Source organism: Streptomyces fructofermentans, assembly GCF_014651055.1.
Taxonomy (GTDB): domain Bacteria; phylum Actinomycetota; class Actinomycetes; order Streptomycetales; family Streptomycetaceae; genus Streptomyces; species Streptomyces fructofermentans.
The window spans coordinates 50073-71283 of the sequence record NZ_BMWD01000011.1 but is presented as its reverse complement, the minus strand read 5'-3'; the positions used below and the strand labels follow the sequence as shown (position 1 = coordinate 71283).

Here is a 21211-nt window from a genome sequence, read left to right as displayed (position 1 = left end):
GCAGGTACTCCGGGGAGCGGCTCCTGTCGCGGAGGTCCGGGACGCAGCCGGTGGGACGACCGAAAGTGATGCGGGTGGACGCGAAAGACATGGGCACCGACCTCAAGTCGGTGCTCATCACCAAGGAAGAGATCGACGCGAAGCTGGCTGAGCTGGCGGCGAAGATCGACGCGGAATACGCGGGCAAGGACCTGCTGATCGTCGGTGTCCTCAAGGGCGCCGTCATGGTCATGGCGGACCTGGCTCGCGCCCTGTCCACCCCCGTCACCATGGACTGGATGGCCGTGTCGTCGTACGGCGCGGGCACCCAGTCGTCCGGAGTGGTGCGGATCCTCAAGGACCTCGACACCGACATCAAGGGCAAGCACGTCCTGATCGTCGAGGACATCATCGACTCGGGGCTGACGCTTTCCTGGCTCATCTCCAACCTCGGCTCGCGCGAGCCCGCCTCCCTGAAGGTGTGCACGCTGCTGCGCAAGCCGGAGGCGGCGAAGGTCGCGATCGAGGTGGAGTGGGTCGGCTTCGACATCCCGAACGAGTTCGTCATCGGGTACGGCCTCGACTACGCCGAGAAGTACCGGAACCTCCCGTTCGTCGGTACGCTCGCGCCCCACGTGTACGGCGGCTGACGCCCAGTCGGGGCAGCGGCCCGCCACGAGTGGCCCCGCCCACACAGGACGGGGGCGACGACCGGGAACCCCAGCAGGGTTCGCGCCGTTGGAGCATACGAAGGCGGAGTTGTCAGCCGGACCGTGCGGCTTCGGGTGACAATGCTGGGGTACCGTCCGAAGAACAGTCTTATCAAACTCACTATGGCAGGAGGGACGGGGCGGCATCGCTCCGTATGGATGGACGTGAAGCGATACTTCCGTGGGCCGGTCATGTGGATCGTGCTGGCCGTCCTTGCCGTGGTCGTGTTGATGCAGGTCGTCGGCTCGTCCGGCGGCTACAAGACGGTGGACACCGGCCAGGTCGTCCAGGCGATCAGTGACAACAAGGTCCAACAAGCCAAGATCACCACCGGCGACGAGCAGATCATCAAGGTCGAGCTCAAGGACGGCGAAAAGATCGAGGGCAGCTCGAAGATCCAGGCGAGCTACATCGGCGACCAGGGCGTCAACCTGGCCTCCACCCTCCAGGAGAAGTACCAGAACAAGCAGATCCCGGACGGCTACACGGTCTCGCCGACCAAGCAGAACGCTTTCGTCGGCATCCTGCTGTCCCTGCTTCCTTTCGTCCTCATCGTCGTCGTCTTCCTGTTCCTGATGAATCAGATGCAGGGCGGCGGCTCCCGGGTCATGAACTTCGGGAAGTCCAAGGCGAAGCTCATCACCAAGGACACCCCGAAGACGACCTTCGCCGACGTGGCGGGCTCGGACGAGGCGGTCGAGGAACTCCACGAGATCAAGGAGTTCCTCCAGGAGCCGGCGAAGTTCCAGGCCGTCGGAGCGAAGATCCCCAAGGGCGTGCTCCTCTACGGGCCTCCCGGTACGGGCAAGACGCTCCTCGCGCGCGCTGTCGCGGGAGAAGCGGGCGTCCCGTTCTACTCGATCTCCGGATCCGACTTCGTCGAGATGTTCGTCGGTGTCGGTGCCTCCCGTGTCCGCGACCTCTTCGAGCAGGCCAAGGCGAACGCCCCGGCGATCGTCTTCGTCGACGAGATCGACGCGGTCGGCCGCCATCGCGGCGCCGGACTGGGCGGCGGTCACGACGAGCGCGAGCAGACGCTGAACCAGCTGCTCGTCGAGATGGACGGATTCGACGTGAAGGGCGGCGTCATCCTGATCGCCGCCACGAACCGTCCCGACATCCTCGACCCGGCCCTCCTGCGCCCCGGCCGCTTCGACCGCCAGATCGCGGTCGACCGCCCGGACATGCAGGGCCGTCTGGAGATCCTCAAGGTCCACCAGAAGGGCAAGCCGGTCGCCCCGGACGTCGACCTCTCCGCTGTGGCGCGTCGGACCCCCGGTTTCACCGGTGCCGACCTGTCGAACGTGCTGAACGAAGCCGCGCTGCTCACCGCGCGCAGCAACCAGAAGCTGATCGACAACCACATGCTGGACGAGGCGATCGACCGTGTGGTCGCGGGCCCGCAGAAGCGGACCCGGATCATGTCGGACAAGGAGAAGAAGATCACCGCGTACCACGAGGGCGGACACGCCCTGGTCGCGGCGGCCTCACCGAACTCCGACCCGGTGCACAAGATCACGATCCTCTCCAGGGGCCGTGCTCTGGGCTACACGATGGTCCTGCCGGACGAGGACAAGTACTCCACGACCCGCAACGAGATGCTCGACCAGCTCGCGTACATGCTGGGCGGGCGCGCGGCCGAGGAGCTCGTCTTCCACGACCCGACCACCGGTGCCGCGAACGACATCGAGAAGGCCACCACCACGGCCCGCGCGATGGTCACGCAGTACGGCATGACCGAGCGCCTCGGCGCGATCAAGTTCGGCGGCGACAACACCGAGCCCTTCCTGGGCCGGGAGATGTCGCACCCGCGCGACTACTCGGAAGAGGTCGCCGCGCTCGTCGACGAAGAGGTCAAGAAGCTCATCGAGAACGCGCACAACGAGGCCTGGGAGATCCTGGTCGAGAACCGTGACGTGCTCGACGCGCTGGTCCTCCAGCTGCTGGAGAAGGAGACGCTGAACAAGGAGCAGATCGCCGAGGTCTTCGCTCCGATCATCAAGCGCCCGGCCCGCCCCGCGTGGACCGGCTCCTCCCGCCGCACCCCGTCCACCCGTCCGCCGGTGCTCTCCCCCAAGGAGCTGTCGCTGACGAACGGGGCCAACGGAATCGGCTCGGCCGTCACCGCCAAGGCCGGCGCCTCCACCGAGGCGCTGCCGGTGACCGAGACCGCCCCCGAGGACCGCTCCGAGAGCTGACCTCCGGCGGCCTCACCAGGCCCGGAATGACTGCCGCGCCCCCCAGGTTCTAGCCTGGGGGGCGCGGCATCTTCGTATGCCCGTACACGCACGCGCGGTCCGTACGCGTGAGAGGCACAGAAACGAGGCACCAGATGACCGACCCTGTGACGCTGGACGGCGAGGGCTCGATAGGCGAATTCGACGAGAAGCGCGCCGAGAACGCCGTACGGGAGCTGCTGATCGCGGTCGGGGAGGACCCGGACAGGGAGGGGCTGAGGGAGACCCCCGGTCGGGTGGCCCGTGCCTACAAGGAGATCTTCGCGGGGCTGTACCAGAAGCCCGAGGAGGTGCTGACGACGACGTTCGACCTCGGGCACGACGAGATGGTCCTGGTGAAGGACATCGAGGTGTTCTCTACCTGTGAGCACCACCTGGTCCCGTTCAGGGGGGTCGCGCACGTCGGCTACATCCCGGCGCTCACCGGAAAGATCACCGGACTCTCCAAGCTGGCCCGGCTCGTGGACGTGTACGCCCGTCGTCCGCAGGTGCAGGAACGTCTCACCACCCAGATCGCCGACTCGCTCATGGAGATCCTGGAGCCCCGGGGCGTGATCGTCGTCGTCGAGTGCGAGCACATGTGCATGTCGATGCGCGGCATCCGCAAGCCGGGGGCGAAGACCATCACGTCGGCGGTGCGCGGTCAGCTGCGCGACGCGGCCACCCGGAACGAGGCGATGAGCCTCATCATGGCGCGCTAGCGCGCCACGGGATCGGGCCGGTGCCGGGACCCCGCCGGTCCACCGGGGCGCGGCTCGTTCGTCCTGCCGTGCCCGGACCCGCGCCGCGGTCGGCCTCCGTCGGGGTGCCTCCGCCGGGGTGCGGTCGTGTCGGGGCGGGTCGCGTCGGACCCGGTGGTGGGAAACGCGCCGCGGGGCGCGGATCTCCGGTCGTGGGACCGGGGGCGCGGATCGCGGATCGGGGCGCCTCGCGCGGCCGTGGCGGGGGTCAGGAGGCCGGGGCCGTGCCGCCGTTCGTGTCGTCGTCCTCGGGGAGCTTGCAGACGCGCTCCAGGAAGAAGGCCGCCGCTATGACGGCGATGCCGGCCAGGACCGAGAAGCCCGCGTAGATGGCCTGGTCGCGGCGGGCCGGGATGTCCAGCGACTCCAGCAGGAAGATGCCGGTGCCGCCGTACAGACCGGCCACGAGGGCGGCCACCAGGGCGCTGGCGTGGCCGAAGACGACCGCGCGGGCGGCCATCAGGGGGTCGACGCCCTTGGCACCGGGGCGGCGCTCGCGCTGGGCCTTGAGACGGGCCCGCAAGGACAGTGCCGTGGCCAGCAGGACCACGGCGATCAGGGCCAGCACGATGGGGGCGGCCAACGGGACGCTCGGGAGCGTGCCCACCGAGTTCCACAGGCGGGCGCCCGCCCAGGACAGCACACCTGCGACGGCGAACACCGCGGCCAGCGTCCTGATGCGCAGCTCTTTCACTCTGTTCCCCTCGCGCTTGAGTGTCCCCGGCCCGTGTGGGTCCGGCCCGTGGACCGGACCGGGCCCCCGGGGGCGTCTCGACCTTAACGACTACTCGGGCAGTCGGAGTTCCAGGTCGGCGCGGGGCGCGACACCTTCGTCGGGGACGGCTGCGAGCAGCTGCGCCACGGAACCGTGCCCGGGCAACTGCGCCTCGGGCTCCACGTCGTGCCAGGGGGCGAGGACGAAGGCGCGCTCGTGGGCGCGGGGGTGGGGGAGGGTCAGGACCGGGTCGTCGGAGACCACGTCGGCGTACGCCACGATGTCCACGTCGATGGTGCGCGGGCCCCACCGCTCGTCCCGCACGCGGTGGAAGGCCTCCTCGACCGCGTGCGCCCGCTCCAGGAGCGAGGAGGGCGGGAGGGTGGTCCTGAGGACGATCACCGCGTTGAAGTACGTCGGCTGGCTGCCGGGCTCGACGCCCCACGGCTCCGTCTCGTACACCGGGGAGACCGCTTTGACGCGCACTCCCGGGGTGTCCTCCAGGGCGTCGATGGCCCCCTGGAGCGTCTCGAGGCGGTTGCCGAGGTTCGAGCCCAGCGAGAGCACGGCGCGGCGCGGGTTCTGCAGGGTCGTGTCGGCTGCGTCCACGCGCTCCACCACGGAGGCGGGAACCGGCTGGACGGTCGGGTCGCTCTGGCCCTCGGTGTAGGCGGTCATACTCGGCTCCGGATGATCGTCACGGTCACGTCGTCGAAGGGGACCGTGATCGGGGCGTCCGGCTTGTGGACGCAGACCTCGACCTCCTGGACCCCGTCGTGCTTGAGGCACGTCTGGGCGATCCGCTCGGCGAGCGTCTCGATGAGGTTCACCGGCTCGCCCTCGACCACGGCGACGACCTCCTCGGCCACGATGCCGTAGTGCACGGTCTTCGTGAGGTCGTCGTCGGCCGCGGCCGGCCGGGTGTCGAGGCCCAGTGTGAGGTCCACGATGAAGGTCTGGCCCTCCTCGCGTTCCTTGGGGAAGACACCGTGGTGCCCGCGGGCCTTGAGGCCGCGCAGCGCGACACGATCCACGCGAATCACTCCTGCAATTGTCGGTAACGGCGGGGTCGTCCCGAGTGCGGTCGGCACACCAGCCTCCATGGAATCTACCTGCGCGCACTGACAGCACTCGCCCGCAGGGGGGAGGGCGCGGTGGGATCAGGAGGATTCATCGAGTGTTTCCCTGGGGGAACGCGGCGGCTCTCGGGTTGGTAGCGGCCCATACCCCAGTCCGGTGATCTCAATCCACGTCGGGCCCCCGCCCACTCATGCGGGCGATTCGTCGTCCTCGTCCTCGGTGGACTCGGCCAGGACGGGCGAGGCGTGGTGCGACCACAGCTTCCAGCCCACCGGGGTGCGGCGGAACACGTTCGTGGCGACGACGAGCTGGCCCATGAGGGGGCCGAGCTCGTCGCCCTCCGCGGGCGCCGGGCCGCCGCTGAGGATGTTCTCCGTGCAGGTCACCAGGGCGGTGTCACCGGTGACGGAGACGTGCACATCGGTGAGGAAGAACTGGATGTACTCGGTGTTCGCCATGATCAGCGCGTACGACCTGAGGACCTCGCCGCGGCCGTTGAGGACCGGCCAGCCGGGGTGCACGCAGGACACCACCCCGGCGTCGGCCGGGTCGTGGACCTCCTCGTCGTGGCCCAGGTCGGCGGGGGTCAGCCAGAGCGACGACAACTCCTCGAAGTCGCCCCGTTCCAGCGCCTCGTAGAAGGAGGTGTTGGCCAGCTCGACCTGCTCGACGTCCGTGTGGGGCGCGCTCACCGGGTCCCCTCTGCGGTCCGCGCGCCCTCGACGGTCCGCGCGCCCTCGACGGCCCGGGCGACCCGGACGGCGTCGGCGGTGGCGCGGACCTCGTGGACCCGGACGGCCCAGGCGCCCTGGTGGGCGGCGAGCGCGGAGACGGCGGCGGTGGCGGCGTCGCGCTCACGGGCCGGCGGCGGCGCGCCCTCGGGCCCCGCCAGCACCCGCCCGAGGAACCGCTTGCGGGAGGCGGCGACCAGTACGGGGTGGCCGATCGCGCTGAGCCGGTCGAGGTGGGCGAGGAGGGTCAGGTCGTGCTCGGCCTCCTTGGAGAAGCCGAGGCCGGGGTCGACGACGACGCGGTCCGCCGCGATGCCGCCCGCCAGAACGGCCTCCACGCGCGCGTGCAACTCGTCGACGACCTCGGAGACGACGTCCTCGTACGAGCCGCGTACGTTCCCGCCCTCCAGGAAGCCGCGCCAGTGCATGACCACGAAGGGGGCGCCGGCCGCCGCGACGGCCGGGACCATGTCCGGGTCGGCGAGCCCTCCGCTGACGTCGTTGACGAGGGCGGCGCCCGCGGCGAGCGAGCGCTCGGCGACGGAGGCGCGCATGGTGTCCACGGAGACGGTGACGCCCTCGGAGGCGAGGCCGCGCACGACGGGGACGACCCGCCTGAGCTCCTCCGCCTCGTCGACGCGGGTGGCGCCGGGGCGGGTGGACTCGCCGCCCACGTCGACCAGGTCGGCGCCCTCGGCGACCAGGTCGAGGCCGTGCTTGATCGCGGCCGTCGTGTCGAACCAGTGGCCGCCGTCGGAGAAGGAATCGGGGGTCACGTTCACCACGCCCATGACCGCGCAGCGGTCCCACGCCGGGAGTCCTGCCACCTGGCCTCGCCCGCTCTTCTTGCTCATGCGTCCAGCCTAGGCCCACCGCGGTTCATGGTCGGCCGCCCTCAGGGGACGGGCCCGAGCGGTTCCGCGGGCCCGCGGGCGCCGCCCCCGCGGAGCGGGGCCGGCCGCCGCGCGGCGCGGGGGTGTGCGTCGCGGGGCGGCCGGTGTCGGTGGGGTGGTCGGCGCCGGTGGGGAGGGGATGCGGTTCGCCGGGTACGGGGTACGGGGTACGGGGTGCCGGTCGGGGCGTACCGGGCACGGTGTGCGGGCTGCGTCGTCACGCCGTGCGCACAGCGTGGTCCGGGACCCGGTGCGGGCAGGGCAGGGGCGCCGTCGTGCGCAGGCGCAGGGCACGGGGCAGGCCGAGGGTGAGGAATCCCTCGGCGCGCAGGGCGGCCAGGCCGACGCGCGGCAGGTCGCGGGAGGAGCGGTAGACGACGAAGCGTGGTTCCCAGCGGGGGCGGAACTTTGCGTTGAAGCGGTAGAGCGACTCGATCTGGAACCACCGCGAGAGGAAGACCAGCAGTCCGCGCCACGCGCGCAGCACCGGGCCGGCGCCGAGCCGTTCGCCCCGGGCCAGGGCGGAGCGGAACATCGCGAAGTTCAGGGAGACGCGGGTGATGCCCAGCCGGGGGGCCGCGAGGAGGGCGGCCACGATGAGGAGTTCGTTCATCCCCGGGTCCGCCGAGCGGTCGCGGCGCATCAGGTCGAGGGAGACGCCGTCGGCGCCCCAGGGGACGAAGTGGAGTACGGCCCTCAGGTCGCCGTGGGGTCCCGGTACGGCGTCCACCAGGTGGGCCGTCGCGAGCAGGCAGTCGCCGTCGGCCGGATCGCCGATGCGGCCGAGGGCCATGGAGAAGCCGCGTTCGGTGTCGGTGCCCCGCCACGCGTCGGCGGCGGTCCGTATCCGGTCCAGCTCGCCCTCGCCCAGGTCACGGACGCGCCGTACCCGGGTCTCGTAGCCGGACCGCTCGATGCGCCGCACCATCTGGCGCACGTTCCGCATCGCCCGCCCGGCCAGGGAGAAATCCGAGGTGTGCACCACCGCCTCGTCGCCCAGTTCGAGCGCGTCCAGGCCCGTCTCCCGCGTCCAGACCTCACCGCCCCTCTCCGAGCAGCCCATGACGGCCGGGGTCCAGGAGTGGGCGTTCGCCTCGTCCATGAAGCGCTCGATCGCGCCGGGCCACGCCTCGACGTCACCGATCGGGTCGCCGCCGGCCAGCATCACTCCGGAGACGACGCGGTAGGTCACGGCCGCCTTGCCGCTCGGTGAGAAGACCACGCCCTTGTCGCGCCGGAGGGCGAAGTGGCCGAGCGAGTCGCGGCCGCCGTGCTTGTCCAGCAGGGCCCGCAGCCTCGCCTCGTCCTCCTCCGTGAGCCGGGCGGCGGGGTGTTCGGGGCGCAACGCCAGGTGGATCGTCGTCACGGCGGTCAGCAGGCCGAGCGCGCCCAGGGAGAAGGAGACCGTCCAGGAGGTCGTGCCCCGGTACTCGACCGGCCCCTCGAAGCCGAACAGGCCGTACAGGACATGGCCGATGCGGTCGGCGAGGCTCGGGTCGCCGACCATCCGGTCCGGGTGGACGCTGACGACGACCAGGCCGAGAACGAGGGAACCGGCGCCCATCAGGACGAAGTTGGCGAGCGCGCGCCAGCGGCTGCCGGGGTCGGGCAGCGCGGCGAACTCCCGCCGGTGGCGCAGCAGCGGGGCGAGCAGCGCCAGCGAGACCACTGCGCCGACGAGGGAGTGACGGTAGGTCAACTGGGCGAGGGCACCGGCCGGGAGCAGCACCACGGCGGCCCGCCAGGCCCGCCGTTTGCGGCGGCCGAGGCCGTGGGCGAGGAGCAGCAGCAGGACGCCGGTGCTGAGCGACAGCGCGGCGGCGAACGGGCCGAGGGCGCCCGGCAGCACCTCGGCGAGCGTGTGCACCCGGCTGTGCCGGAAGCGCGGGAAGACACCCGCGGCGATGTCGAGGAGTCCGACGAGTGTGCAGGCCCTGGCGACCAGGGCGGGGACGGCCTCCGGCCGCGGGCCCCGGAGTACGCCCCGCAGCCGCCGCGTCCGGTACGGAGCCTCGTCGGACTTTTCCGCATCTATCCTGACAGGCATCGCATCCCGTGGTTCTGCGAGAGACCGTGAATCCGGTGCCAATCCGGCATCCGGCGACATTGCGCCCTCTAGGACGGTGTCCTGGGAGGCCAGGTTCACTCCCTTCCGGAAAACCGATTCAAAGATCAAGGAAAGACCGGGGCAAGGCGCCGTGAAGGACCGGGCGTCGGGCGCCGGCCGGACAGCGCAGGCAGGAGCGGCCCATGGGTCTCACGAGCGGCGGTCCGCTGGCTCTCGTCATCGTCCTCGGGGCGCTGCTGTTCGGCGGGACGGTGGTGTGCTGGCCGCGCCTGGCGTCCCGCGGACCGCGCTTCGTGGCCGGTCGCGTCGTCCTCCTGACGGCCACTCAGTGCGCGGTCCTCACGGCGGTCTGCCTCGCCGCGAACCAGACCTTCGGCTTCTACGCCGGCTGGGCCGACCTGTTCGGACGGGAGTCGGCGCGCGGTGTCGTGGTCGACCACGACACCGCGGGAGGCGGCGGCCCGCGCGGTCCGGTCCAGGTCGTCTCCACCGGGCGGATCGAGGTGCCGGGAGGGGAGCGGCCCCAGATCGGCGGCCGGCTGCAGAAGGTCGAGATCGTGGGCCGCCGGACACACCTCGTGACACCGGCGTACGTGTACCTGCCGCCGGAGTACTTCCAGCCCGGGCACCGTGCCCGCGCCTTCCCGGTGGCCGTCGTGCTCACCGGCTACCCCGGCACGGCCGAGGCGCTCGTCAAGGGCCTGCGCTACCCGCAGACCGCGCACGCGCTGGCCGCCGGGGGCAGGATGCGGCCGATGATCCTCGTCATGCTCCGGCCGACCGTGGCGCCGCCGCGCGACACGGAGTGCGTGGACGTGCCCGGCGGCCCGCAGGCCGAGACGTTCTTCGCCGAGGACCTGCCGTACGCCGTCTCGCGGCACTACCGGGCGGCCGGAGGTCCGCGCGGCTGGGGCGTCATCGGTGACTCCACGGGCGGCTACTGCGCGCTGAAGCTGGCGATCCACCACCCCGGCACGTACGCCGCGGGGGCGGGTCTCTCGCCGTACTACCGGGCCCCGGTCGATCCCACGACGGGCGATCTCTTCCACGGGGACGAGGAACTCCGCAGCGGTGCCGACCTGGTGTGGTATCTGGAGCACCGGCCCGCGCCCGACACGTCCCTGCTGGTCACGAGCAGCCGGAGGGGCGAGGGCAACTACCGGGAGACGCTGCGGTTCATCGAACTCGTACGGGACAGGAAGCCGACCCGGATCTCGTCGATCATCCTCGGCAGCGGCGGTCACAACTTCAACACCTGGCGCCGTGAGATCCCGGCGGCCCTGAGGTGGATGAGCGGCCGGATCGCCGACGGCTGACGGGGCGTCCGGGACGGAGCGCCGGGCGCGCCGGGCGCGGGTCCCCGTGCCGTGCGGCGGACGGCACATCCTGGCAGTCCGGCGCCGGGGACCGGGTGCCGGGCGCAGGGGTGCGCCGGCGGGGTGTCTGCCGGGTGGTCGCCGGACGTCCGGGCCGTGTTCCGGGCCGGATTCCCGGTTCGCCGGGCCGCGGTGCGCGAGGGCGTGCCGGATTCACCGGCGGGAGGCACTCGGTGTGCGCTACAAGCGGGTTTGCGCGGAAGCCGGTCGCGGTGCGGCGGCCCGGTCCGCCGTGAACCGGGAGATCCACGAACCGCGACCGGTGAAGGGCATGAGGAGAAGGACGGGTTCGGCGCCGCGCCCGAATTACTCGGCGGCGTTCGCGGAATTCCCCGGCCAGGCGGTGGAACGGCCCGAAGGCGAAGGCCGGCTCTTCCGATGACGGGTGCGTCACGGTGACGATCCCCGGGATGTTTCGCGGAGCCGGTGCGACCGAAGGACCCGGCGGAGGCGAAGGTCTCCCGGACCGGTGCGGAGGTCCGGGGGGAAGGCGTTCGCCGTGGGCGCCGAATTCGCCGGGAGCCGCACGCCGGGGCCATTGCCGACGGCGGTCCGGGCGCGAACGCCCTTTCGGCGGACGCAGCTTCCACCGGGCCCCTCCGCCTCGGCGCTGCGGGAGCCGTACGGTGCCGCCCGCACCGGAAGCGGTCCGCCGGGTCCCGTACGGCGCGGGCCAAGCGGGCGTTGGGGGGACGGGCGTTGCGAGGTGGCGCCGGGCGGGCGCCGGCGGTCCCGCCGGCGTGCCGCGGGGGGACGGGGCGCGGCGCTCCCCGGAGGGGGGCGGGAGGTACGCCCGACGGCCCGTGGCGCACGCGCGGGACCCGTGCCGGGAGGACGGCCCTCGCTCGGGGCACTTCAGCCGCAGCCGTCGCCGTGGACGGTCCCGCGGAACTCCGTGCCGAAGGCGGGTGACAGGCGCCGGAAAAGGGACCGGATGACGCTTGCGGTGTATCCGGAGAAGAAGGGATCGATCAAGAAGTGACGGATGCCGCCGCGGTCCGGTCGCCGTGAATCGGCGGACGGTGTGGGGCCGGTGAGGCGGGCGATGACGGGGTGAAGTGGTGACCCGAAAGCGGCCGGTGCGTGGAATGCCCGGTGTTGGGGCGGTGAGAAGGTTTCGGTGTGGCTGTGTTTTTACCGTGGGGGGCACCATCATTCGCCTACGCGCGGTAAGTTTCTGGCCATGCCACGAGGACGTCACCGTCATTCCCCGCCTCTGCACCGGCTGCTGCCCGCCTCGACGATCGCAGGCGTGTCCGTCGTCTGCGCCACGGGGCCATGGCTGTTCTCCGACATGCTCGTGCTCCGGGGGCTGGCCGCGGCCGCCGCGGGGACGGCTGTCCTGGGCGCGGTCGTCATGCGCCGCTGGGACGCCTCGGCGGGCAGGCGCGTCGCCGACCTGACGCGCGCGCGGGCGAGCGACGAGTGGCGTTTCGAGGAACGCGTCGCCGAACTCGAGTCCGATCTGGACGAGTCGCGCGAACTGCGTACGAAGCTGGAGCAGAAGCTCCGTGCCAAGCGCGCCGAGCTGGCAGGACTGCGCAACGAGCACGCCTCGCTGCTGCGCCGGTACGCCACGGCGGAGACCGAGCGGGCCACCGCGCTGGAGGGCCGCCGGCTCCTGGAGATAGAGGCGACGGCTCCGGTGCGTCCTGCCCTGCCGCCGGCCCGTTCGGCGGTCGAGGAGACGGTGCCCGCCGGAGCCGTCGAGACCACGCCCGAGCCGCCCGCCGTTCCCGAGGCGACCGCGGCCACCGTGCAGGCCGCCCTGGCGGCGTCCTCCGCGGCCTCGGTCCTCTACGTGAGGGCCAACGCGGCACTGGACCGGCTCACCGGCGGTGCCCCCGGGTCCCGCGGGACGGGCCCGGCGCACGACTCCTCCCACGGCGGTTCCGGTGAGGACACCCCGGAGGGGACCGACGGGGCCGGCCCCTCCGCCACTGACATTCCCGGGCCGGACGGCCACCCGACCGGTGAGGGCGACCCGCCGAGGGGCGGCACCGGCAGGGCCGGGTCGGACTCCGCCGACGGGGCCGCGGGGCACACGGGGGCGTCCGAGGACGGCTCCGGCGCAGACCGTTCCCCGAAGGGGGGCACCGCCGGGCGGACCGCGAAGGGCGGCACCCTCGGCGGTTCGTCCACGTCCGGCGGTCCGGGCGGAGCGCCCGCCCGCGGCTCGTCCGCGAAGAGCACACCCGCGAAGAGCGCGTCCCCGAAGAGCACGTCCGCGGCGGGCGTCACCGTCACGGAGGACGCCGGGCAGGAGGACGGCCCGCGGGGGAATTCCGAGGCGGTCGGCGGACACGAGCGCACGGCCGCCACCGCCGCGACGCCCAGGCGGTCCACCGGGACCGCCCGGGTACGCACCCGTACGGCCGCGGCGGACGCGGCCGACGCAGCTCCCGAAGGGTCCGGCGAGGAAGGCCCCGGCGCCGTAAGGCCCGGTGGCGCCCCGACCCGGTCGCCCGGCACCGCTCTCGCGAGGCCCACTCCGTCGGAGGTCGCGCGCGTACGGCGACGGCCCGCCGGGGACGAGCCCGCGGCGGGCGGCACGGCCGCTCCGGGCCCCGCACCGCGTGCTTCGCGGCCCTCCGGGCACTTCACGGTGCCCACGGCCGTGGCGGTCGTACCGGCCTCCCCCTCGCGGCGCCCCTCCGTACAGGGCGGGTTCGACTTCTTCGGCACCCAGGAGGAGGAGCCGCTGGAGGCCGTGCAGAACGAGGACCTCGCCGACGTGGTGGGCGAGGAGGCGCTGGCCGTCCACAAGGCCGAGGCCGAGGCGGAGTTCAAGCCCGCGACCGAGGAGTCCCGTGCCGTCGGCCAGGTCATCGACCTCACCGAGCACGACGAGACGGAGCACGTCGACCTGAAGCAGCTCCGGAGCGCGGTCTCCTAGCCGCACCGAACCCTGACCCCGGGGATCCCGGACCCCGGATTGGGCGTGGTGGTAGCCGGGAGAGGCCCGTGCGACGTACGAGAGGGCAGTGGCGGTGTGCCACTGCCCTCTCGTACGTCGCACGGGCCACCCGGCGGCCGGCCGTCCCGGCGGCGGGTCAGGCCATCCAGCGGTCCGGCCGGGCCTCCCGCCGTCCCGTGTCGGACCGGTCCGCCTGCGCGTACAACAGCTCCGCGGCCTCCGAGGCGTCCCGCAGCCGGGCCGTCACCGTCTTGTTCGCCCCGGTGTCGACCCGCACGTGGGCCAGCCCCCGGCGGCGCATCCAGGGCCCCTGCTCCAGGCGCACGCTCTGCACCTTCGCGTGCGGGACGAGCGCGACGCTGCGGCGCAGCAGCCCGTGCCCCGCCACGAAGACGCTGTCCGTCACGGCCAGTCCCTGGCCCCGCCACCACAGGGGCAGGCACCAGCCGGCCCGGCGCGGCGGGCGGACCGTCCCCGGCACGGTCACCCCCGGCAGCACCCGGGCGATCACCGACTCCGCGACCTCGCGGGGAGCCACCGGCAGCAGTACGGAGTTGGCGGACCCGGCCACGTCCAGTTCGACCCGGACCCAGCCGCGCCGCCGCCAGAGCAGGGGTTCCACGACGCGCACGGTCTGCACGCGTCCGGGCGGCACGGTCTCGTGCGCGCGGTCGAGCAGGCCGTGGTCGATGCGCAGGCCGTCGGGCGACTCGCCCACGGTCCAGTCGTACTCGCCGACGAACCGGCCCACACTGCCGGCGCCCGCCGCGCCGATCAGCGGCACGGCCGTGGCGAGCACCGTCCACAGGCTGTGGGTGGCGAACCACAGCAGGGTGGGTACGACGAGGGCGGCGGCCAGCGTCCCCCAGGTGGCCCCGGTGAGCAGGAGCGAGACGGCGAGGACGCCCGCCGGGACGTGCAGCAGCCGCCGGACCGGCGCCTCGCCCACCTCGTGGGCCGTCTCGGGGGCGAAACCGGCCGCCCTGGCGAGGAGTTCAGCCCGCAGCGCGCGGGCCTCGTCCTGGCCCAGGTAGGCCAGCTCGTCCTTCTTGTCGGCCCCGACGACGTCCAGTTTGAGTTTGGCGACTCCGGCGACCCGGGCCAGCAGCGGCTGGGTGACGTCCACGGCCTGGAGGCGTTCGAGCCGGATGTGCGCGGTGCGCCGGAACACCAGGCCCGTACGGATCCGCAACTCCGTCCCGGTCACCGAGAAGTGGGTGAACCACCAGCTCAGGAAGCCGTAGAGGGCCGCGGCCGGGATCAGCACGGCCAGTGCGACCAGCAGCGTCGTCATGGTCAGCCGGGTCAGGTGCCGCTGCGCCTGGTCGGGGTCGTGCACGGCCCAGCCGGCGATCACGGCGACCGGGGCCCACGCGCGGCGCAGCGGTGTCACGGGATGCAGCCGCCGCTCGTCCGGCGCCGGCGCGGCGGCGCGCCCGTCCGGCATCCCGCGCGACACGTCCGCGGCCCGGTCCCGCAGGCCGTCGTCCCGTACGCCGTCGTCCCGTACGCCCTCCGGGGCGCCCGGCGGTGTCACAGTCCGGCCGATCGGGCCTCGCCCAGCTCCGTGAGCCGGTCGCGCAGACGTTCCGCCTCGGCGGGGTCGAGCCCCGGGATGCGGGCGTCGGTGGCCGCCGCCGCGGTGTGCAGCTGGACGCTCGCCAGCCCGAAGTGGCGCTCCACGGGACCGGAGGTCACCTCGACCAGCTGCATCCGCCCGTACGGCACGACGGTCTCCTCGTGCCACAGGACACCCTTGCTGATCAGCAGGTCGTCCGAACGCTCGGCGTACCGCCAGGACCGCCAGTTGCGGCCCAGCATCGGCCACCCCCACAGCAGCACCGCGAGCGGGAGCAGCGCGAACGCGGCCCAGCCGGGTCCCGCGAGCAGCCCGGTCAGCAGTCCCGTGGCAACGGTCAGCAGCCCCATCCACACCACCAGCAGCAGCCGTCGCATTCTCAGCAGTCCCGGCGGAAGGCTGATCCACGCCGGTCCGCCCGCTGCCCTGTCCGTCGTCCGCCCCGAGTCCTCCGAGGTCCCCGTCTCCATGCGGCAAGCGTACGTACGACACACTGTTCCCATGACTCCCCAGACGGAGACCACGGTCGGGATCGGCGGCGCCGCGGAGAGCACCGACATGGTGCTCAACATCGGTCCGCAGCACCCGTCGACGCACGGTGTGCTGCGGCTGCGGCTCGTCCTGGACGGCGAGCGGATCCAGCACGCGGAGCCGGTGATCGGCTACATGCACCGCGGTGCGGAGAAGCTGTTCGAGGCGCGGGACTACCGTCAGATCATCATGCTGGCCAACCGCCACGACTGGCTCTCCGCGTTCTCGAACGAGCTGGGGGTGGTCCTCGGTGTGGAGCGGATGCTCGGCATGGAGGTGCCCGAGCGCGCGGTGTGGACCCGCACCCTTCTCGCGGAACTGAACCGCGTCCTGAACCACCTGATGTTCCTGGGTTCGTACCCCCTCGAACTGGGCGGTATCACCCCGATCTTCTACGCCTTCACCGAGCGCGAGGAACTCCAGCACGTCATGGAGGAGGTCTCCGGCGGGCGCATGCACTACATGTTCAACCGGGTCGGCGGGCTCAAGGAGGACCTCCCGGCGGGCTGGACCGCACGCGTGCGCGCCGCCGTCTCGGGCGTGCGCTCCCGGATGGACCGGTTCGACGACCTGGTGCTCGGCAACGAGATCTTCCGCGGGCGCACGCGCGGTGTCGGCGTCCTCGCGGCCGAGGCCGTGCACGCGTACGGCGTGAGCGGCCCCATCGCCCGCGCCTCCGGTGTCGACTTCGACCTGCGGCGGGACGAGCCCTATCTCGCCTACGGGGAGCTCCAGGACACGCTGAGGGTCGTCACGCGCAGCGAGGGCGACTGCCTGGCCCGCTTCGAATGCCTCCTGGAGCAGACGCACAACGCCCTCGACCTCGCCGAGGCCTGCCTCGACCGGCTCGCGGAGCTGCCGCCGGGGCCCATCAACCAGCGGCTCCCCAAGGTCCTCAAGGCCCCGGAGGGCCACACGTACGCGTGGACCGAGAACCCGCTCGGCATCAACGGGTACTACCTCGTCAGCAAGGGCGAGAAGACCCCGTACCGGCTGAAGCTGCGCTCGGCCTCGTTCAACAACATCCAGGCGCTCACCGAGCTGCTGCCGGGCACCCTGGTCGCGGACATGGTGGCGATCCTCGGGTCGCTCTTCTTCGTGGTCGGCGACATCGACAAGTGACCCGGGGGCCGGAGCCGTCTCCCTCGGCTCACGGACCCGCCGGCCCGTAGTCGTCTCCCTCGGCTCACGGACCGGCCGGCCCGTTCCGGCGGGCGTCCGGCGCGTCCGGGAGCGACGGGTCCGAGTCGTGGCCGAGGTCGTGGGCGAGGGGGTCTGCGATGCCCACCGGCTGGAGCAGCCACCCGAACCCGCCCAGTCCGCCCGGGGCGGTCAGCTCGGCCGCCTCGCCCGCCCCCGCGAGGGCCCGTACGTACGCCGCCGGGTCCGTGGAGGCCAGCCGGAGCGGTGGCCGCCCGCCGTGCACGCCGAGCGCGCGCAGCGCCTCGCGCTGGCTCAGCAGCCGGGCACCGGGCAGCGCGCACGCGTCGAGCGCCACGTGGGCGGTGATGTCGCAGGAGCCGTCCGGCACGGGGGCCGTCTCCCGGCCGTCCCGGAAGCCCGTCAGCGTCCCGAAGGGCGGCCGGGCGCCGGCCGAGTGCGCGTAGTCGACGGCGACCGCCAGGCCCCGGTCGAGGCAGGCGACGGCGGCTGCCCAGGCCACGTCCCTGGGCAGCCCGATCTCGGCCCGCAACCCTTCGGAGGGGTGCCCGCCCCCGAGGCCGCCGCCCCCGTCGCGTCCGCCGGCGCCGATTTCCCTGCCGTGTCCGACGCGTCCGACGCGGCCGACGCCTCCGGGCCCTCCGGCTCCCCCGCCGTGTCCGGCGCCCCCGCCGTGCTCGGGATCGCCGGGGCCGCCCGAAGCGCCGAGGACGTCGGTCTCATGGGCGGTGCCGGGTCCGTCGAGGTCCCCGGGGCCGCCCGGGACGGCGGATCTGCCGAGGGCGCCCGGGCCGCCCGAGTCGCCGGAGTCGCCGGGCCCGCCCAGGTCGGAGGGGGCGGCCGGTGTCGGTCCGGTGGGGGCGGCCGGGCCGCCGGGCGCCGTGAGCGGCCACCAACGCGCCAGCCAGCGGGCGTCCGCACCCGTCACCGGCGCCCCGAGGAACTCGCTCCCGTCCGCGCGCACCCTCACCAGCCGCACCACCCCGTCCGAGTCGGCCTCGGCCACGTCCACGGGCACGTTGTCCAGCCACTCGTTGGCGAACAGCAGCCCCGTGACCCCGGCCGGGGGCTCCGCCAGCCATTCGATCCGGTGGTCGAGTCCCGGGGGCCGCGCGGCCCGCTCGACCGCGTACGGGCGCACGCGGGACGCCACCTCGGCGGGAAGCGCTCCGAGGACGCCGGTGACCAGCTCGCCGCGGCCCGCGCCCATGTCGACGAAGGCCAGTTCGGCGGGGCGGCCGAGCGACTCGTCGACCAGGCAGAGGAGCCGTGCCACGGCCCGCGCGAAGAGCGCCGACGCGTGCACCGACGTACGGAAATGACCCGCCGGACCCTCGGCCCTGCGGTAGAAGCCGCAGGGCCCGTACAGCGCCTCCTCGGTCGCCGGGCGCCACCCCCGCCCCTCGTCCGCCGCCTCACGCCCCACTGCGCTCACCCCTGTCGCCCGCCGAACCCGTCGCGCCAGGCTAGGCGCCGATCGCGGGGCGGTCTCCACCTTGGGGAGTACGAGCACGGGTTACGGATCGGTCCTCCGGTTGACCCCTGCACACAGCACGCTTCCCTACGCTGGGTCACGTGCAGCGCCTCTATGACTTTCTCCGCAGGCACCCGACGTGGTTCGACAGCTTCTGGGCCGTCGTCCTGTTCGGGCTCTCGGTGGTGAGCGGAACGACCGGGCAGGTCGACGACGGGACCGATGTCCCGCTCGTCACCGTCCCGGTCATGCTCCTGCTGTGCCTGGTCGTCGCGCTGCGCCGGCGCATGCCCGAGAAGATGCTGCTGCTGGCCGTCGCCACGGGGATGGCGCAGCTCGTGCTCGACGTGGCGGTGGTCCCGGCCGACTTCGCCCTGCTGGTGATCACCTACACGGTGGCGGCGAACGGCACCCGGTGGGCGTCCAGGACCGCCCTGACCGCCGGCCTGTGCGCGGCTCCGCTGGCCCAGCTCCGGTGGCCCAACAATGAGGCGAGCGCCGCGGGCAACGTCGCCATAGTGGTCTTCCAGACGGTTCCCTTCGCCCTCGCCTGGGTGCTCGGCGACTCCCTGCGGACCCGCCGCGCCTACTTCGCCCAGCTGGAGGAGCGCGCGGCCCGTCTGGAGAGGGAGCGCGAGGCGCAGTCCAAGGTGGCCGTCGCCGCCGAACGCGCCCGGATCGCCCGCGAACTGCACGACGTGGTCGCGCACAACGTCTCCGTGATGGTGGTGCAGGCCGACGGCGCCGCGTACGTCCTCGACTCCGCGCCCGACCAGGCCAGGAGGGCCCTGGAGACGATCTCCGGCACGGGCCGCCAGGCCCTCGCCGAGATGCGCCGCCTGCTCGGCGTGCTGCGCACCGGAGAGCACCAGGAGTCCGGCGAGTACGTGCCGCAGCCCGACGTGGAGCAGCTCGACGACCTCATCGAGCAGTGCCGCACCTCCGGGCTGCCCGTCGACTACAAGATCGAGGGCACTCCGCGTCCGCTGCCCAGCGGGGTGGAGCTCACGGCGTACCGCATCGTGCAGGAGGCGCTGACGAACACCCGCAAGCACGGTGGGCCGAACACGGGGGCGAGCGTGCGCCTGGTCTACTTCGACGACGGCCTCGGGCTGCTCGTCGAGGACGACGGCAAGGGCGCGCCGCACGAGCTGTACGAGGAGGGCGGCGCCGACGGCCGCGGCCACGGCCTGATCGGGATGCGCGAGCGCGTCGGCATGGTCGGCGGCACCCTGGACGCGGGGCCGCGTCCGGGCGGCGGCTTCCGCATCAGCGCCCTGCTTCCGCTCAAGCCCGCCCACTGACACGTGCACGTCCCATGAACCGACCGGAGGACCTCCCCATGCCGATCCGCGTGATGCTCGTCGACGACCAGGTGCTGCTGCGCACCGGGTTCCGGATGGTGCTCGACGCCCAGCCGGACATGCAGGTCGTGGCTGAGGCGGGCGACGGGGTGGAGGCCCTGGAGGTGCTGCGGGCGGCGGAGGTCGACGTGGTCCTCATGGACGTCCGGATGCCGAAGCTGGACGGCGTCGAGACCACCCGCCGCATCTGCTCGGACCCGAACCCGCCGAAGGTGCTGATCCTGACCACCTTCGACCTCGACGAGTACGCCTTCTCGGGCCTCAAGGCGGGTGCCTCCGGCTTCATGCTCAAGGACGTGCCCCCGGGGGAGCTCCTCGCCGCGATCCGTTCCGTGCACAGCGGCGACGCGGTGGTGGCGCCCTCGACGACCCGCCGCCTCCTGGACCGGTTCGCGCCGCTGCTGCCCAACGCGGGCAAGGAGCCGAGGCACAAGGAGCTGGGGCGGCTCACCGACCGCGAGCGCGAGGTGATGCTCCTGGTCGCCCAGGGGCTGTCGAACGGCGAGATCGCGGCCCGGCTGGTGCTCTCCGAGGCGACGGTCAAGACCCATGTGGGCCGCATCCTCACCAAGCTGGGCCTGCGCGACCGCGTCCAGGTCGTCGTCCTCGCCTACGAGACGGGCCTCGTACGGGCGGGCGGACAGGGCTGACCCGCGGCGCCCCCCTCTTCGCGGGTCCTGGGGTGCGACCGAGGCCGGGGTTCCGGGGTGCGACCGAGGCGGGGGTTCCGGGGTGCGACCGAGGCCGGGCACCGGGCTTCCGGCAGATCCGCCGGCCGGGCTTCCGGCACACCGGGCTCCGGTGCCCGCGGAGGTGCGGGGCCCGCGGACGGGCTCGGGGCCCGCGGACGGGCTCGGGGCGCTGGCGGGCTCGGGGGGCCGGCGGACTCGGTGCGCGGGCGGGGCCCGGGGCCCGGCGCAGGCCTACTGCCCGAGCCCGGAAGGACCGTACGTGACGTGTCATCAGGCGGTGCCGGTGCGTGACCGCGGCGTGACCGGCGACCACTAGGGTCTGCGCATGCTCCTGTGGATCAACGGCCCCTTCGGGGGCGGCAAGACACAGACCGCACACGAGATCCGGCGGCGGCTGCCGGGCAGCGTCGTGTGCGACCCGGAACACGTCGGCTTCGGCCTGCGCCGCATGCTTCCGCCCGAACTGCGCGGGGACTTCCAGGACCTGGTGTCGTGGCGGCAGGGCGTGGTCGAGGTGCTCGACCTCGCCCTCACCCGGCACGACGGCGTGGTGATCGCGCCCATGACGGTCACGGACTTCGGCCACTTCGACGAGACGGTCGGCATCCTGCGCGAAAAGGGCCACGACGTACGCCACTTCACCCTGCTCGCCGAGCGGGAGACCGTGCTGGGACGGCTGCGGGAGCGCGGCTTCGGACGCCTCCTGCGGTACGTCGCGGGCAGGGACACCCCTTTGCGCAGGGAGAGTTGGGCGGTCGGGCGGCTGGACCACTGCCTGGAGCGGCTGCGCGAACCGGAGTTCGCCGAGCACCTGTGGACGGACCACACGACCGTCGCGAAGACCGCCGACCGCATCGCGGTCCTGGCCGGCCTCCAGCTCGTGCCGAACCGGGACGGCCCGCTCAGGGGACGGCTGCGGCGGGCCTGGACGGGAGCCCGGCACATCCGCCTCGACTGACCGGC

18 protein-coding genes are annotated in these 21211 nt (G+C 73.0%); 9 read left to right on the top strand and 9 right to left on the bottom strand.

All coding sequences use genetic code 11. From position 1 onward, the window contains the following. Window positions 1-68: 68 nt before the first annotated feature. The 3 genes from hpt (at window position 69) to folE (ending at window position 3628) form a co-directional block, all read left to right on the top strand. On the top strand, window positions 69-629 hold the full coding sequence (hpt, locus tag IE265_RS17330) for a hypoxanthine phosphoribosyltransferase (RefSeq protein ID WP_190036616.1): 561 nt from the start codon (window positions 69-71) through the stop codon (window positions 627-629). Window positions 630-848: 219 nt separating this feature from the next. Continuing rightward, window positions 849-2888: an ATP-dependent zinc metalloprotease FtsH gene (gene ftsH / locus IE265_RS17325; protein ID WP_190036615.1), complete on the top strand. Its 2040-nt coding sequence runs from the start codon at window positions 849-851 to the stop codon at window positions 2886-2888. 134 nt (window positions 2889-3022) lie between these two features. Continuing rightward, window positions 3023-3628 carry a GTP cyclohydrolase I FolE gene (gene folE / locus IE265_RS17320; RefSeq protein WP_190036491.1) on the top strand — a complete coding sequence of 202 codons (606 nt, stop codon included), beginning with the start codon at window positions 3023-3025 and terminating at the stop codon, window positions 3626-3628. A 247-nt stretch (window positions 3629-3875) separates the two neighbouring features. Here folE and IE265_RS17315 read toward each other — a convergent pair whose 3' ends face one another. From IE265_RS17315 to IE265_RS17290, 6 genes are all read right to left on the bottom strand, one after another. Beyond that, window positions 3876-4361 (bottom strand): DUF3180 domain-containing protein, encoded by a 486-nt coding sequence (locus tag IE265_RS17315; protein WP_190036490.1) that lies wholly within the window; start codon window positions 4359-4361, stop codon window positions 3876-3878. 90 nt (window positions 4362-4451) lie between these two features. Next, window positions 4452-5060 carry a 2-amino-4-hydroxy-6-hydroxymethyldihydropteridine diphosphokinase gene (gene folK, locus IE265_RS17310; protein WP_190036489.1) on the bottom strand — a complete coding sequence of 203 codons (609 nt, stop codon included), beginning with the start codon at window positions 5058-5060 and terminating at the stop codon, window positions 4452-4454. Continuing rightward, window positions 5057-5416, bottom strand: a complete 360-nt coding sequence (gene folB / locus IE265_RS17305) for a dihydroneopterin aldolase (protein WP_190036488.1) — start codon at window positions 5414-5416, stop codon at window positions 5057-5059. Before folB ends, folK begins: the two co-directional genes overlap by 4 nt. Window positions 5417-5650: 234 nt before the next feature. Next, window positions 5651-6154, bottom strand: a complete 504-nt coding sequence (locus tag IE265_RS17300; protein WP_190036487.1) for a nuclear transport factor 2 family protein — start codon at window positions 6152-6154, stop codon at window positions 5651-5653. Further along, a complete protein-coding gene (folP, locus tag IE265_RS17295) occupies window positions 6151-7047 on the bottom strand; it encodes a dihydropteroate synthase (protein ID WP_190036486.1) in 897 nt (298 codons plus the stop codon). Before folP ends, IE265_RS17300 begins: the two co-directional genes overlap by 4 nt. Before the next feature lie 256 nt (window positions 7048-7303). Next, complete coding sequence (locus tag IE265_RS17290) at window positions 7304-9133, bottom strand: phosphatidylglycerol lysyltransferase domain-containing protein (protein ID WP_190036485.1); 1830 nt, start codon at window positions 9131-9133, stop codon at window positions 7304-7306. 203 nt (window positions 9134-9336) lie between these two features. Here IE265_RS17290 and IE265_RS17285 point away from each other — a divergent pair, with 203 nt between their 5' ends. Both IE265_RS17285 and IE265_RS17280 read left to right on the top strand, forming a co-directional pair. Further along, window positions 9337-10470, top strand: a complete 1134-nt coding sequence (locus IE265_RS17285) for an alpha/beta hydrolase (RefSeq protein WP_190036484.1) — start codon at window positions 9337-9339, stop codon at window positions 10468-10470. A gap of 1243 nt (window positions 10471-11713) precedes the next feature. Next, window positions 11714-13426 carry a hypothetical protein gene (locus tag IE265_RS17280; RefSeq protein ID WP_190036483.1) on the top strand — a complete coding sequence of 571 codons (1713 nt, stop codon included), beginning with the start codon at window positions 11714-11716 and terminating at the stop codon, window positions 13424-13426. Window positions 13427-13583: 157 nt separating this feature from the next. On the opposite strand, the gene IE265_RS17275 is transcribed toward IE265_RS17280, so the two are convergent. Next, entirely contained in the window at window positions 13584-14984 is a 1401-nt protein-coding gene (locus tag IE265_RS17275) for a PH domain-containing protein (RefSeq protein WP_506005198.1), read from the bottom strand. Then, the gene (locus tag IE265_RS17270) at window positions 14981-15496 is read right to left on the bottom strand and encodes a PH domain-containing protein (protein WP_190036482.1); all 516 of its coding nucleotides are present in this window, start codon (window positions 15494-15496) and stop codon (window positions 14981-14983) included. The genes IE265_RS17275 and IE265_RS17270 overlap by 4 nt, the downstream gene beginning before the upstream one ends. A 31-nt stretch (window positions 15497-15527) precedes the next feature. Between IE265_RS17270 and IE265_RS17265 the strand changes: the two genes are divergently transcribed. Next, complete coding sequence (locus IE265_RS17265) at window positions 15528-16679, top strand: NADH-quinone oxidoreductase subunit D (RefSeq protein WP_190036481.1); 1152 nt, start codon at window positions 15528-15530, stop codon at window positions 16677-16679. Window positions 16680-16743: 64 nt separating this feature from the next. On the opposite strand, the gene IE265_RS38385 is transcribed toward IE265_RS17265, so the two are convergent. Further along, window positions 16744-18144, bottom strand: a complete 1401-nt coding sequence (locus IE265_RS38385; RefSeq protein ID WP_373302978.1) for an SAM-dependent methyltransferase — start codon at window positions 18142-18144, stop codon at window positions 16744-16746. A 149-nt stretch (window positions 18145-18293) separates the two neighbouring features. Here IE265_RS38385 and IE265_RS17250 point away from each other — a divergent pair, with 149 nt between their 5' ends. The 3 genes from IE265_RS17250 to IE265_RS17240 all read left to right on the top strand — a co-directional run bounded on the left by IE265_RS17250 (window position 18294) and on the right by IE265_RS17240 (window position 21206). Beyond that, window positions 18294-19496, top strand: coding sequence for a sensor histidine kinase (locus IE265_RS17250; protein ID WP_190036480.1), 1203 nt, complete (start codon window positions 18294-18296; stop codon window positions 19494-19496). A gap of 38 nt (window positions 19497-19534) precedes the next feature. Beyond that, window positions 19535-20206 carry a response regulator gene (locus IE265_RS17245; RefSeq protein WP_190036479.1) on the top strand — a complete coding sequence of 224 codons (672 nt, stop codon included), beginning with the start codon at window positions 19535-19537 and terminating at the stop codon, window positions 20204-20206. A gap of 367 nt (window positions 20207-20573) precedes the next feature. Beyond that, on the top strand, window positions 20574-21206 hold the full coding sequence (locus IE265_RS17240) for an AAA family ATPase (protein WP_190036478.1): 633 nt from the start codon (window positions 20574-20576) through the stop codon (window positions 21204-21206). Window positions 21207-21211: the final 5 nt, after the last annotated feature.